Annotated in this window: 10 protein-coding genes; 1 reads left to right on the top strand and 9 read right to left on the bottom strand. The window is 69.0% G+C overall.

All coding sequences use genetic code 11. The features are described 5' to 3' along the window. Positions 1-30: 30 nt before the first annotated feature. From sufB to H531_RS0109980, 8 genes are all read right to left on the bottom strand, one after another. Positions 31-1,437: a Fe-S cluster assembly protein SufB gene (gene sufB, locus H531_RS0110015; protein WP_022799214.1), complete on the bottom strand. Its 1,407-nt coding sequence runs from the start codon at positions 1,435-1,437 to the stop codon at positions 31-33. Further along, complete coding sequence (gene sufC / locus H531_RS0110010) at positions 1,434-2,186, bottom strand: Fe-S cluster assembly ATPase SufC (RefSeq protein WP_022799213.1); 753 nt, start codon at positions 2,184-2,186, stop codon at positions 1,434-1,436. The genes sufB and sufC overlap by 4 nt, the downstream gene beginning before the upstream one ends. A gap of 87 nt (positions 2,187-2,273) precedes the next feature. After that, positions 2,274-5,036: a tetratricopeptide repeat protein gene (locus H531_RS0110005; RefSeq protein WP_022799212.1), complete on the bottom strand. Its 2,763-nt coding sequence runs from the start codon at positions 5,034-5,036 to the stop codon at positions 2,274-2,276. A 77-nt stretch (positions 5,037-5,113) separates the two neighbouring features. Further along, positions 5,114-6,430 (bottom strand): isocitrate lyase, encoded by a 1,317-nt coding sequence (aceA, locus tag H531_RS0110000; RefSeq protein WP_022799211.1) that lies wholly within the window; start codon positions 6,428-6,430, stop codon positions 5,114-5,116. Positions 6,431-6,533: 103 nt separating this feature from the next. Next, entirely contained in the window at positions 6,534-7,865 is a 1,332-nt protein-coding gene (locus H531_RS0109995) for an FAD-dependent oxidoreductase (protein WP_022799210.1), read from the bottom strand. A 39-nt stretch (positions 7,866-7,904) separates the two neighbouring features. Then, positions 7,905-8,588, bottom strand: a complete 684-nt coding sequence (locus tag H531_RS0109990; protein ID WP_022799209.1) for an ABC transporter ATP-binding protein — start codon at positions 8,586-8,588, stop codon at positions 7,905-7,907. Between the two features lie 44 nt (positions 8,589-8,632). Continuing rightward, entirely contained in the window at positions 8,633-9,775 is a 1,143-nt protein-coding gene (locus tag H531_RS0109985; RefSeq protein WP_022799208.1) for an ABC transporter permease, read from the bottom strand. A gap of 44 nt (positions 9,776-9,819) precedes the next feature. Next, positions 9,820-10,095, bottom strand: coding sequence for an NIPSNAP family protein (locus H531_RS0109980; RefSeq protein ID WP_022799207.1), 276 nt, complete (start codon positions 10,093-10,095; stop codon positions 9,820-9,822). A gap of 51 nt (positions 10,096-10,146) precedes the next feature. On the opposite strand from H531_RS0109980, the gene alaS reads away from it, so the two are divergent. Continuing rightward, positions 10,147-12,792 (top strand): alanine--tRNA ligase, encoded by a 2,646-nt coding sequence (gene alaS / locus H531_RS0109975; RefSeq protein WP_022799206.1) that lies wholly within the window; start codon positions 10,147-10,149, stop codon positions 12,790-12,792. A gap of 120 nt (positions 12,793-12,912) precedes the next feature. On the opposite strand, the gene H531_RS0109970 is transcribed toward alaS, so the two are convergent. Continuing rightward, the coding region (locus H531_RS0109970) for a DUF5602 domain-containing protein (RefSeq protein ID WP_022799205.1) at positions 12,913-13,288 on the bottom strand (376 nt) is incomplete at its 5' end.

Below are 13,288 nucleotides of genomic sequence, written 5' to 3'. Positions count from 1 at the left end.
GCCCCAAGGCCTCTCCCCAGGCCTTGGCCTTTAGCCGACAGAACCCTCCATCTCCAGCTCAATGAGCTTGTTGAGCTCTACCGCGTACTCCAGGGGGAGCTCCTTGGCGATGGGCTCAATGAACCCCCGCACGATGAGGGCTGCGGCCTCGTCCTCCTTTAGGCCCCGGGACTGGAGGTAGAAGATCTGCTCGTCGTTGATCTTGGAAACCGTGGCCTCATGGCCCACGTGGGCTGTCTCCTCCTCAATCTCAATGTAGGGGTAGGTATCGGTGCGGCTTTCGGGGTCAATGAGAAGGGCGTCGCACTCCACGTTGACCTTGGCGTGGCGTGCCCCCTCCATCACCTTCACCAGGCCCCGGTAGCTGGCCCGCCCCTCGCCCTTGGAAATGCTCTTGGAGACGATGGTGCCCGAGGTGTGGGGAGCGGAGAGGAGGAGCTTGCCGCCCGTGTCCTGGTGCTGGCCCGTCTTGGCGAAGGCGATGGAGAGGATCTCGCTTCTGGCCCCCGGCTCCAGGAGGTAGCTGGAGGGGTACTTCATGGTGACCTTGGAGCCCAGGTTGCCGTCCACCCACTCGTGGAAGGCGTCCCCGTAGACCAGGGCCCTCTGGGTCACCAGGTTGTACATGTTGGTGGACCAGTTCTGGATGGTGGTGTAGCGGCTACGGGCCCCCCGCTTCACCACGATCTCAATGACCCCGGTGTGGAGGCTTTCCGTGGAGTACATGGGGGCGGTGCACCCTTCGATGTAGTGCACCTCCGCCCCCTCGTCCACGATGATGAGGGTGCGCTCAAACTGGCCGAACTCGGGGGTGTTCACCCGGAAGTAGGCCTGCAGGGGGAGCTCCACCTTGACCCCGGGGGGGATGTAAACGAAGGAGCCCCCGGACCAGGCGGCGGAGTTCAGGGCGGCAAACTTGTTGTCCTCGGGGGGGACCACGGTGGCGAAGTACTCCTTGAAGAGGTCCTCGTACTTCTTCATCCCCTCCTCAATGGCCACGAAGATGACCCCCTGGCGCTCAAGCTCCTCCTTGACCCGGTGGTAGACCATCTCCGAGTCGTACTGGGCCCCCACCCCGGCGAGCACCTTCCGCTCCGCCTCGGGGATGCCGAGCCTCTCGTAGGTCTTCCGGATCTCCTCGGGGACCTCCTCCCAGCTCTTGGCGTCCCGCACCTCGGCGGGCTTCACGTAGTAGACCAGGTCGTCCAGGTCCAGGCCCGAGAGGTCGGGGCCCCAGGTGGGCATGGGCTTCTTCTGGAAGATTTCCAGCGCCCGAAGGCGGAACTTGAGCATCCACTCGGGCTCGGCCTTGTGGTAGCTGATGGCCTCAATGACCCTCCGGGTGAGGCCGCGCTCGGCCACGAAGACCGGCCGGATCTCGTCCACGAAGTGGTACCGGTACTCCTCGCCGATGCGTTGAATCTCCAGCTCGCTCATGCCCCCTCCTTGACCCTCTCCTTAAGCCACTCGTAGCCCTTCTCCTCCAGCTTCAGGGCGAGCTCGGGGCCCCCCGTGGCCACCACCCGGCCGTCCATCAACACGTGGACCACGTCGGGCTGGATGTAGTTGAGGATGCGCTGGTAGTGGGTGATGACCAAGGCGCCGAAGTTGGGTCCCCGCATGGCGTTCACTCCCCGGGCCACCACCTTGAGGGCGTCAATGTCCAGGCCCGAGTCCGTCTCGTCCAAGACGGCATAGGTGGGCTCGAGGACCAAAAGCTGCAGGATCTCGTTCCGCTTCTTCTCCCCTCCGGAGAAGCCCTCGTTGAGGTAGCGGGAGAGGTAGCTTTCGTCCCAGTCCAGAAGCTCCAAGGCCTTCTTCACTTTGCCCCAGAACTCCGCCACCCCCACCTCCCGGCCAAGCCTTGCCTGGAGGGCCAGGCGGAGGAAGTTGGCCATGGTCACCCCGGGTACTTCCACGGGGTACTGGAAGGCCAGGAAAAGGCCCTTCCTGGCCCTTTCGTCGGGGGAGAGGTCCAGGAGGCTCTCCCCGTCCAGGAGGATGTCCCCCTTTTCCACCTGGTACTCTGGGTCCCCCGCGAGGATCTTCCCTAGGGTGCTCTTGCCGGCCCCGTTAGGCCCCATGAGGGCGTGCACCTCCCCCTTGGGGACCACCAGGTTCACCCCCTTGAGGATGGGTTCTCCGTTCACCGAAGCCCAGAGGTCGCGGATCTCCAGTTGGTTCATCCTTTGCCTCCTGATCCCGGGTCGGGCTCTTACTGCGACCCGTTCGCAGGAAGAGTATAGCCCCTGGCCCGGCAAAAGTCCAGTGATTTAGTCGGGATTTGCCAGATAGAACCCCAGGGCCTCGGCCAGGGCCAGGGGACCCGGGTCCAGGCGCCCTTTGAGCTCGGGGCAGAAGCGGCCCAGGGCCTGCCCCAGCTGGAAGCGGAAGGCCCAGGGCAGGTCCCCCTGGCGCACCTCCAGGAGCTTCTCCCAGGCGGCTTCCTCCTCCCCAAGCCCCAGGAGGGCCAGGACCTCCACCGCCCAGGCCTGGGCCAGGAGGCCCGGGTCCTCCAGGGGGGGCAGGGCCACCACCTGGGCCAGGGCCTCGCCGTAGCTCCCCTCGCGGACCAGGGCCTCGGCGTAGCCCAGGCGGGCCTGAGCCCTCAGGTAAGGGTTTTCCAGGCCCAGGAAGGGCCGGAGTAGGGCCTTGGCCTCCTTGGGGGGGAGGAGGAGGGCGAGGAGGCTGGCCGCGTCCAGCCTGAGGGCGGTGTAGCGGTCGGTGGCCTCCTTAGGGATTTCGGAAAGGAGGCCTTCCAGGAGGCGCTCCGCCTGGGGGGCGGTCAGGCTCCCCAGGAAGGGGGGGCGGTAGGGCTGGCCCGCCTCCAGAAGGAGGTAGGCCGCTCCCAGGCGGAAGAGGGTGCGCAGGTGGCGGTACCGGGCCTCCTTGGGCCGCTCGGGGGTGGTGCGGAAGTAGGCCTCGGCCGCCCGGAGGTGGCCAAGGGCCTCCAGGGGGTGCCCCCAGGCGGCCTCGAGGATGCCCGCTTCGCTCCGGATCCGGGCCTGGGTGAAGGGGTCCTCGGCCTCCTCCAGGGCCTTCTGGATGGCCTTTCCCGCCTCCTCGTAGAGGCCGAGCCGCCGGAGGAGGGTGGCGTAGCGGGCCCGGACCCGGGCCACCTCGTCCCTGGGAGCCCCGGCCTCCTCCAGCGCCTTAAGCCCCTCCGCCATGCGCGCCTTGGCCTCGAGGCGGCCCAGGCGCATGAGGAGGTCGCCCATCTGGTAGCGGGCCCGGCCCCGGAGGAGGGGGTCATGGCCCACCTGGGCGAGGGCCCGGAGGGCCTCCTCGTACCGGCCCAGATCCTTGGCCACCAGGCCCTGCCAAAGGAGGACCCGGTCCCGCAGGAAGGGGGCCACGGGCAGGCCCTGGGCCTGGCTCACCAAGAGGGCGGCCCTTTCGTAATCCCCCTTCCAGCGCTCCACGGCGGCCATCACCAAGAGCCCCTCCGCCTGTCCCGTCTCGTCCAAGAGGGCGAGGTCCTCCCGCTTGGGCAGGAGCGCCTCGGCCTCCCGATAAAACCCTGCGTCCACCCTGGCCTCTGCGGCCTTGATGCGGGCCCAGGCCCGGAGGGCGGGGTCTTTGGCCCCGGAGAGGACGGCCAGGGCCGCCTCCGCCTCGGGGTGGGCGTACTGCCCCAGGACCGCCCGGTAGCGCACCACCACCGCGGCCAGGGCCTCGAGGTCCTCCCGGGGCCAGGCCTGAGCCTCCTCCCAGAGGCCGGGGAGGAGGGCGAGCCGGGCGGGGTCCTCCTGGAGGAGGCCGAGGAGGATCCCCCTTTCCCCCGCTTTGCGGGCGTGGTAGAGCCGGCGGAAGGTGTGCTCCGGGGGGAAGTGCTCCAGGGCCAGGAGGTGGAGCTCCCGGGGGGCCTCCCCGGGGAGGAGACCCCTCAGGGCGGGGCGGACCCGGTCCTCCCCCACCCATTCCAGAAGGGCCCTTTCCGCCTGCGAGAACCTCTCCCGGGACTTTCCTAAGGCCTTTTCCAGGAGCGCTACGGGAAAGGCCGGGTCGGCCTCGGGGCTGAAGGCGGCCAGGGCCAGGAGGAAGGGCCTCAGGGTGGGGTCTTCCTGGAGGGGGGTTCTAGGGTCGTGCTTGGCCGCCTCCAGCAGGACGAGGCGGGAAAGCTCCCCGAAGTTCCGGCCCGCCTGGTTCACCAAGGCCTCGAGGCGCTCCGGGGGGAGGTGGGGGAGCCTTTCCCTTACGAAGCGGCGGGCCTCCTCCCGGCTCGGGGGGGAAAGGGGCTGGTAGGGGAGGGTGGGCGGGGGTTCGGAGAGGGCGGCCAGGTAGGGGATGTGGAGTTTTTTCAAAAAAAATTCCAGCCAGGCGGCCAGCCCCTGCCTCTCCCCCTCTGGGCTCCTCAAGGGGAGGCCCTCCAGGGTGCCCTCGGCCTCCGCCCTGAGGAGGAGGGGGCGGCCCTCCCGGTTCAGGGCCTGGGCTAGGAGGAGGAGGGCCTCCTGGGCCAGGGCGCCCTGGAGGGCATAGGGTTGCGTGGGGGAGAGCTGGGCCAGAAGCCCCCGCACCTTCTCCGCCACCCCCAGGGCCTCGGCCAGGGGGACCAGGGCCTGGGCCACCTCCCCCCCCAGGTTGAGGAGGTGGGGCTCCCGCCCCGGGAGGGCAAAGAGGGCCCGGGAGAGGGCGGCGAGGAGCACCCCCTTGCCCGTGGCCGGCCCGCCCACCACCACCACCTGGGGCCTTTCCCCCGCCTCCAGCTCCTTAAGAAAACGGCGGAAGATCCGGCGCTTGTCCCGGCCCAGGGTCTTGCGGGCGGTCTCCAGGAAGAGCTCGGCCGGGGGCGGGGGCGGCTCCAGGCCCGCTTCCTGGTAAAGCTCCTTAAGGAGCTCGTAGAGGCGCTCCTTCTCCTCGGGGCTTCCCAGGTCCTTGTAGAGGATGTTGCGCACCGTGCCCGACCGGCCCCCCCGCTCGGCCATGAGGGCCTCGAGCCAGCGCAGGGAGCCCCGCCTTCCCCGGTGGTCCCGGCCCTTGAGGTGGGGGCGCAGGTCCTCCAGGTAGCGCCGCCAGGGTGTATAGGACTCTGGCATTCTGTGTACACTATAGCGTGCCTTCGCCGCCAAAAAAAGGCTCCCCGGACGCTCCGGGGAGCCTGGGGAAGCTCCCCTCAGCGGGTCGTTTCGGCGAACTGGGCCTCTTCCGTGGAGCCCTTGAGGGCCAGGGTGGAGGCCTGCCCCTGGGTGAGGGCCAGGACCACCTCATCAAAGTAGCCCGCGCCCACCTCCCGCTGGTGCTTGACGGCGGTGAAGCCCTCCTTCTGGGCGGCGAACTCCTTCTCCTGGAGCTCCACGAAGGCGGGCATGCCCCGCTCCTTGTACCCCCGGGCCAGGGCAAAGGTGTAGTAGTTGACCGTGTGCCAGCCCGCCAGGGTGATGAACTGGAACTTGTACCCCATCGCCCCGAGCTCGCGGTTGAACTTGGCGATGGTCTCCTCGTCCAGGAACTTCCTCCAGTTGAAGGAGGGGGAGAGGTTGTAGGCGAGGAGCTTGTCGGGGTATTCCCGCTTCACCGCCTCGGCGAACCTCCTGGCCTCCTCCAGGTCGGGCTTGGAGGTCTCCATCCAGAGGACGTCGGCGTAGGGGGCGTAGGCCAGGGCCCGGGCGATGCCGGCCTCGAGGCCGCTCTTGAAGCGGTAGAAGCCCTCGGGGGTGCGCTCGCCCGGGACGATGAAGGGGCGGTCCCGTTCGTCAATGTCGCTGGTGATGAGGGTGGCGGCCTCGGCGTCGGTGCGGGCGATGATCACCGTGGGCACGCCCATCACGTCCGCCGCAAGCCGCGCCGCCTGCAGGGTGCGGATGTGCTGCGCCGTGGGCACGAGGACCTTGCCCCCCAGGTGGCCGCACTTCTTCTCGCTGGCGAGCTGGTCCTCGTAGTGGATGCCCGCGGCCCCTGCCTCAATCATCTGCTTGGTGAGCTCAAAGACGTTGAGGGCCCCACCGAAGCCGGCCTCGGCGTCGGCCACGATGGGCACGTACCAGTCGCGGCTCACCCTGCCCTCGGCCCGCTCCACCTGGTCGGCCCGCATGAGGGCCTTGTTGAGGCGGCGGACCACCTGGGGCACGGAGTTGACCGGGTAGAGGGACTGGTCGGGGTAGGTCTCGTAGGCCAGGTTGGCGTCCGCAGCCACCTGCCAGCCGGAAAGGTAGATGGCCTCGAGGCCAGCCCGCACCATCTCCACCGCCATGGCCCCGGTGTAGGCCCCGAAGGTGTGCACGTAGGGCTTCTCATGGAGGAGCCGCCACAGCTTCTCCGCCCCCCGTTTGGCCAGGGTGTGCTCCACCCTCACGCTGGGGCGGAGCCGCACCACGTCCTCGGGACGGTAGTCCCGCCGCACCCCCTTCCACCGGGGGTTCGTCTCCCACTCGCGCCTCAGGGCCTCCGCTTCCTCCCGCATCTCCGGGGTCAGCCTGCTCAGGGGGTCCATGCCTCACCTCCAAGGCTCAGCTTGGAGGCGGGGGAGATTCTGGTGTAGGGTGTAAGACCTGAGGCTTCACACATTAAGACCGTGTGCTTGGCACTTCGGTACACTAGTGCGCCTGCTGGGCGGCGATAAGGAGCGGGTCCCAGACGGGGCTAAAGGGCGGGGCGTAGGCCAGGTCCAGCCCCAGGAGGTCCTCCAGGGTGCTCCCCCGGTGGAGGAGGGCGGCGAGGGTGTCTATGCGGAGGGCCCCCTGCCCATAGGCCACCACCGCTCCACCCAGAAGCCTCCCCGTCCCCTCCTCGTAGACGAGCTCCACCCAGAGGGGCCGGCTTCCCGGGTAGTAGTGGGCCCCGTCGCGGGCTTGGATGAAGACCTTTTGGGCCGCCAGGCCCTCCTTTCTGGCCGCCTCCAGGGAGAGACCCGTGGTGGCCACCGCCAGGTCAAAGGCTTTGAAGATGGCGGTACCCACCACACCCTGAAAGCGGGCGTCTTTCCCGGCGATCACGCTCCCTGCCGTGCGGCCGTGCTTGTTGGCCACGTCCCCCAGGGGCAGCCAGAAGGGGCGCTTTAAGACCTGGTGGAAGCTCTCCGCCACGTCCCCGGCGGCGTAAACCCCCTCCAGATTGGTGCGCATCCTCTCGTCGGTGGCGATGGCTCCCGTGGGTCCCAGGGCCACCCCCATGGTCTGGGCCAGCTCCACGTTGGGCCTGATCCCCGTGGCCAGGAGGACCAGGTCGGCGGGCACCACCCCTTCCGAGGTCTCCACCGCCTCTACCCGGCCCAGGCCCCTTAGGGCCTCCACCCGTACCCCGGTCCAGACCTCTACCCCGTGGCGCTCCAGCTCCTGCCGGAGGAGCCCGCCCACCTCAGGGTCCCAGTGGGGCAGGGGGCGGTCCTTGAGCTCCAGGAGGGTGACCTCCAGGCCCCGCCTGCGGAAGGCCTCGGCCACCTCGAGGCCGATGTACCCGGCTCCCAGGATGGCGGCCCGCCTGGCCCCTTCCAGGGCCCGCAAGAGCCGTTGCCCGTCCTCCATGTTCCTCAGGGTGTAGACCCCTTCCTGCTCCCCACCGGGGAGGGGCGGGAGGGCGGGCCTGGCCCCCGTGGCGATCACCAGGTGATCAAACCGATCCTGGAAGGTCCGCCCCTCGGCGTGGTCGCGCACCGTGAGGACGCGGCGGCCATAGTCCACCTCCAGCACCTCGTGATGGGTGTGGACCCTCACCCCTTGCTTCCAGAACGCCTCGGGAGTCCGGGCCACCAGCTTCTCCAGTTGGGGGATCTCCCCGGAGAGCACGTAGGGCAGGCCGCAGGCCCCGTAGGAAACCCAGCCCGACTTCTCGTAGACCACCACCTCCAACTCGGGGTTCTCCCGCTTGGCCTTGGCGGCCGCCGAAGCCCCGCCGGCCACGCCCCCGATGACCACCAGGCGCTTGCCCATGGGGGGTATTGTGCCACGGGCGGGGTGGGTCGGATGTCCCTAGGGGCCTACCGCGGGGCCCACCTCTTTAAGAAGCCTCCCCCCCTTGAGGTAGAGGATGCGCTCGGCCCTCTGCGCCAGCTCCAGGTCGTGGGTCACCAGGACCAAGGTCCGCGCCTTCCCCTCTTCCAAGAGCAGGGCGGCCACCTGCTCGCGGCTTTCCGCGTCCAGGTTGCCCGTGGGCTCGTCGGCGAAGAGGACCCCTGGGTCCAGGGCCAAGGCTCTGGCCAGGGCCACCCTTTGCTGCTCTCCCCCCGAGAGGCGGCTTGGGGGATGGTGGAGGCGGTGGGCGAGCCCCACCCGCTCCAAGAGCTCCGCCGCCCGCTGCAGGCGCTTCCTCCTTGGCCAGCCGGCAAGGAGCAGGGGGAGGGCCACGTTCTCCAGGGCGGTGAGGGTGGGGATAAGGTTCCACTGCTGGAAGACGAAGCCCATGTGCCTGAGGCGCACCCCCGCCCGCTCATCCTCGGAAAGGGCGTGGAGGGGGATCTCCCCCAGGTAGACCCCCCCCTCCGTGGGCAGGTCAAAGCCGGCCAGGAGGTTTAAGAGGGTGGTCTTGCCGCTTCCCGAGGGGCCCACGATGGCGGTGGCGCCCTGGGGAAAGGCGTAGGTGAACCCCGAAAGGGCCGTCACCGCCTTTTCCCCCTGCCGGTAGCGCTTGGTGAGGTTTTCCGCCCTTAGCGTCATCCTTGCTCCTTGTTTCCTAAGGCCCCAGGCCGGCGCGGGCCGGGCTATACCCTACCCAGGGCCTCCACCACGGGGATGCGGCTCGCGTGATGCGCAGGCAGGAGCCCCGCCAAAAGCCCCAGGCTCAGGGCTACCCCCAGGGCGAAGAGGGCGAGCCTCCCCGTTACCGCAGAGAGGGCAAGCCCCACCTGGTCCAGGGTGTAAAGGTTGATGGCCCCCGAGGCCAGGGCCCCAAGCCCAAGCCCCAAGACCCCGCCCAGGAGGCTCAGGAGGAGGGATTCCAGGACCACCAGGCGAAAGACGAAGCCCCGCCTCGCCCCCAGGGCCCGCATGATCCCGAACTCGCGGATCCTTTCGTACACGGACATCATCACGGTGTTGGCCACGAGAAGCCCCCCCACCACCAGGGCTACCAGACTGATGCCGAAGCGCACCAGGTCGCTGATCCTTAGGGCCCGCTCGGCGAAGCGCATCACCTCGCCCGTGGTCTGGGCCTTGAGGCCGGGGACGGCCTTTTCCAGGGCCCGGGCCACCTCCTCCGCCTTCTGGCCGGGACTTAGCGCGACGAGGACAGCGCTGTAGTTCTGGGTGCCCAGCACCTCCTGAATGGCGGCCAAGGGCACGAAGAGGAGGTTGTCCGCAAGACCCCCCGTTTCCTCCAGGATCCCCTCCACCTTTAGGGTTACCTGCGGGGAGAGGCGCAGGGGGCTTCCCAGGGAAAGCCCGTGGCGCCTGGCCACCTTGCCTCCCACCACCGCGCCCCTCTCCGAAGGCCGCAGGCGGCCCGCCTGGGGCCTTACCCCGGGGTAGAGGAGGTCCGGGCCCACGCCTTGGGGCAGGCCCTGGAAGAGGAAGCTGCTCGCGGGGTCAAAGCCGCCCCGGGCCAGGAAGAGGACCGGGACCACCGCCCGCACCCCGAGGGCCCGCCCCGCCTCTTCCAGGGCGTTGAGGGCCCCAGGGGTGATCTCGGGAAAGCCTCCGAGGCCTAAGCCTTCCGTGCCCTCGGGCACCACCTGGATGGCGGGGCCCACCCGGGAGAGCTCCTGAAAGAGGGCCCGGCGCAGGCCCTCCCCAAAGGAGAGGAAGAGGACCATGCTTCCCGTGGCCACCAGCACCCCAAGCAGGGTGAGGAGGCTCCGCACGGGCCTCGCCAGGAGGTTGCGCAGGACCAAGAGGAAGACCTCCATTCCCCCAAGCTTACCCCGGGGAGCTGGCCCAGGCGTGGCCGGGGCTACAGGAGGCGTTCCACGAAGCGGGCCTCCACGGTCTCCAGGAACTGGCTTGGGTCCACTTTTTTCCGCTCGGGGTGGGCATAATAGGCCTGTTCCGCCCGCTCAAAGTCCTCGTGGGCCACGAACCACAAAAACTCCCGCTCGGAGAGCCAGTAGGCCCCGAGCACCCGGAAGCCTAGGGCCTGGCGCAGGGGGACGATGGTCTCCAGGAAAACCTTTTGGAAGCCCGCCCTAGCCCCTTCCTTGAGGGTGTAGCGGCGCATCTGCACCTTCATGGGCCCATCTTAAAGCCTGGGGTTTCCCCCGGGGGCCCTATAATCAAAGCCATGCGCACGGCGGAGATCCGCGAAGCGTACCTCTCCTTTTTTGAGGGCAAGGGGCACCTGCGCCTCCCCTCCTTCAGCCTCATCCCCGAGGACGACCCCTCCCTCCTCTTCATCTCCGCGGGGATGGCGCCCCTAAAGCCCTACTTTCTGGGGGCCCGGCCCATCTTCGGGGGCAGGGAGTGGCGGAGGGTCACCACCTGCCAGAAGTGCCTTCGGGTAGGGGACATTGAGAACGTGGGGCGCACGGGGCGGCACAACACCTTCTTTGAGATGCTCGGCAACTTCTCCTTCGGCGACTACTTCAAGAAGGAGGCCATCCTCTGGGCCTGGGAGTTCCTCACCGAGCACTTGAAGCTTGAGCCCGACCGCCTCTGGGTCACGGTGTACGAGGACGACGACGAGGCCTACGCCATCTGGCGGGACCTGGTGGGCGTGCCCGAGGAAAGGATCGGCCGCTTCGGCGAGGACGAGAACTACTGGCCGGGCGGGGCCATCACCCACGGGCCGAACGGGCCTTCCGGCCCCTGCTCGGAGATCTTCTACGACCGGGGGCCCGCCTTTGGCACCCCCGATGAAACCGGCCCCAACACCGGCTCGGGGGACCGGTTCGTAGAGATTTGGAACCTGGTCTTCACCCAGTACGACCGCCAGGGCCCCATCCCGGGGCCCGGCATCCTCAAGCCCCTGCCCCAGAAGAACATTGACACCGGCATGGGCCTCTACCGGGTGGCGGCCATCCTCCAGGATGTGGAGGACTTCTACCGCACGGACACCTTCTACCCCCTCATCCAGGAGGTGGCCCGCCTGAGCGGGAGGCCCTACGAGGGCAAGGCCTCCGTCCCCCACCGGGTGATCGCCGACCACGTCCGGGCGGTGGTGGCGGCCCTCTCGGATGGGGTCACCTTCGCCAACACCGGCCGGGGCTACGTGGTCCGGCGCCTCCTCCGCCGGGCCCTCCGCTTCGGCTACCTCCTGGGGCTTTCCGAGCCCTTCCTCCACAGGCTCGCTCCGAAGGTGGCGGAGCTTCTTGGGGACTTCTACCCGGAGATGCGGGAGAACCTGCCCGCGGTGGAGCGGCAGGTCCGCCTCGAGGAGGAGCGCTTCCTGGAGACGCTGGAAGGGGGCCTTAAGCGGCTTGACGCCCTGCTTTCGGGCTTGAGGCCGGGAGAGGCCCTGCCCGGGAAGGAGGCCTTCCGGCTCTACGATACCTACGGCTTCCCCCTGGACCTCACGGTGGAGATCGCCGCGGAGAGGGGCTTCGGGGTGGACACGGAAGGCTTCCAAAGGGCCATGGAGGAGCAACAGGAGCGCTCCCGGGCGGCCATGGCCTTTGAGCGGGAGATCTTCAAGCGGGGCGCCCAGGTGCTGGAGGAGCTCTACGCCGAGCGGGGGGCTACGGAGTTTTTGGGCTACGGGACCCTCGAGGCCGAGGCCGAGGTCCTGGCCCTCCTCGCCGGGGACGAAAGCTTGGGGGAGGCAGGGCCCGGCACCGAGGTCCAGGTGGTCCTGGACAAGACCCCCTTCTACGCCGAGGGGGGCGGGCAGATCGGGGACTTTGGCCTCTTGGAGTGGCCCGGGGGGAGGGCCCGGGTGGAGACCACCAAGAAGACCGACCGGGGGATCTTCCTGCACCAGGCCCGGGTGGAGGAAGGGGTCCTTCGGGTGGGGGAAAGAGTGCGGGCGGTGGTGGACCCCAAGAGGCGGGACACCGAAAGGAACCACACCGCCACCCATCTCCTCCACGCGGCGCTCAGGGCTGTCCTGGGTCCCCACGTGCGCCAGGCGGGAAGCCTGGTGGCCCCGGATAGGCTCCGTTTTGACTTCACCCACCCGGAGCCCGTGAAGCCCGAGGAGCTGGAGCGGATTGAGCTCCTCGTGAACCGCTGGATCCAGGCCGACTTCCCCGTCACCTGGCGGTACCTGCCCCTGGAGGAGGCGAGGAGGGAGGGGGCCATGGCCCTCTTCGGGGAGAAGTACGGGGAGGTGGTCCGGGTGGTGCGGGTGGAGGGAAGCCCCGTACCCGGCCTCGAGTCCAAGGAGCTCTGTGGGGGTACCCACGTGCGCCGCACCGGGGAGATCGGGGCCTTCCTCATAAGGAGCGAGGAGGCGGTCTCCGCCGGGGTGCGCCGGATAGAGGCGGTGACGGGGGAGGGGGCGATCCGCTTCGCCCGGGAGTCCCTGAACCGCCTGAAGGCCCTCGCCGAGCGCCTGGAGGTGGGGGAAGCCGCTCTGGAGGAGAGGCTTGAGAAGCTCCTTGCCGAGCTCAAGGAGAAGGAGCGGGAGGTGGAGCGCCTCAAGGCCCGCTTGGTCCAGGCCGCCTTGGGGGGCGGCAGTGGGCCTTCCCTGGAGGAGAAGGGAGGCCTAAGGTGGGCGGTGGTGGAGCTTCCCGGCCTGGACGCCAAGGCCCTGCGCCAGGCGGCGGACGACCTGGTGGGACGGGGGGCCGATGTGGCCCTGGTGCTCTCCGGGGGACAGGCGGTGCTGAAGCTCTCCAAAGGGGCCCAGGAAAGGGGCCTCGAGGCGGGGGCGCTCTTCCGGGCCCTCACGGAGAAGGCGGGAGGCCGGGGCGGGGGAAGGGGGGCTTTGGCCCAGGGGGGCGGCCTGGACCCCGAGCGGGCCAAGGCGGCCCTGCCCGAGCTCCTCTGAACCCCCGCGGTGGCCTTGGCCGCGTGGAGGAACCAGGGGCAGGGCGCTTCCCTGGCCCCCGGGCCTCGCGCAAGGGAAGCCCCCGCGGAAGGCGGCCCTTCCGCGGGGGCCGGGCCTACCTCAGTAGGGCTCGCCCTCCAGCACCTTCCGCTCCTGGTCCACGGAGACCAGGACCAGCTCAATGTGGTAGTGGGGCTCGTTCACCCCGGGGTGGGGTCCCGAGGGGATGAGGTTTACGTGGTCCATGCGGGTGACCCCCAGGGCCCTCAGGGTCTGGGTGCCGATGTCCACGTACTTCTGGCTCTCGTTGAGCTTCTTGAGGGGGACCATGAAGACCACCTTTACCAGGTTCCCCGCCTTGTCGTAGGCCAGGAAGGGCCCTTCGGGGAGCTTGGAGGGGTCCACGTAGAGGGTGCCGAGGCCGGGGATGAAGTTGGGGAGCGCCCCCTTCAGGGCCTCGCTCACGTTCACGTAGGGGGCCGGGGGCGGGGCCTTG

Source organism: Thermus islandicus DSM 21543, assembly GCF_000421625.1.
GTDB classification, from domain to species: Bacteria; Deinococcota; Deinococci; order Deinococcales; family Thermaceae; genus Thermus; species Thermus islandicus.
The sequence above is the reverse complement of the archived record's forward strand: the minus strand, read 5'-3'. Positions and strand labels throughout refer to the sequence as shown.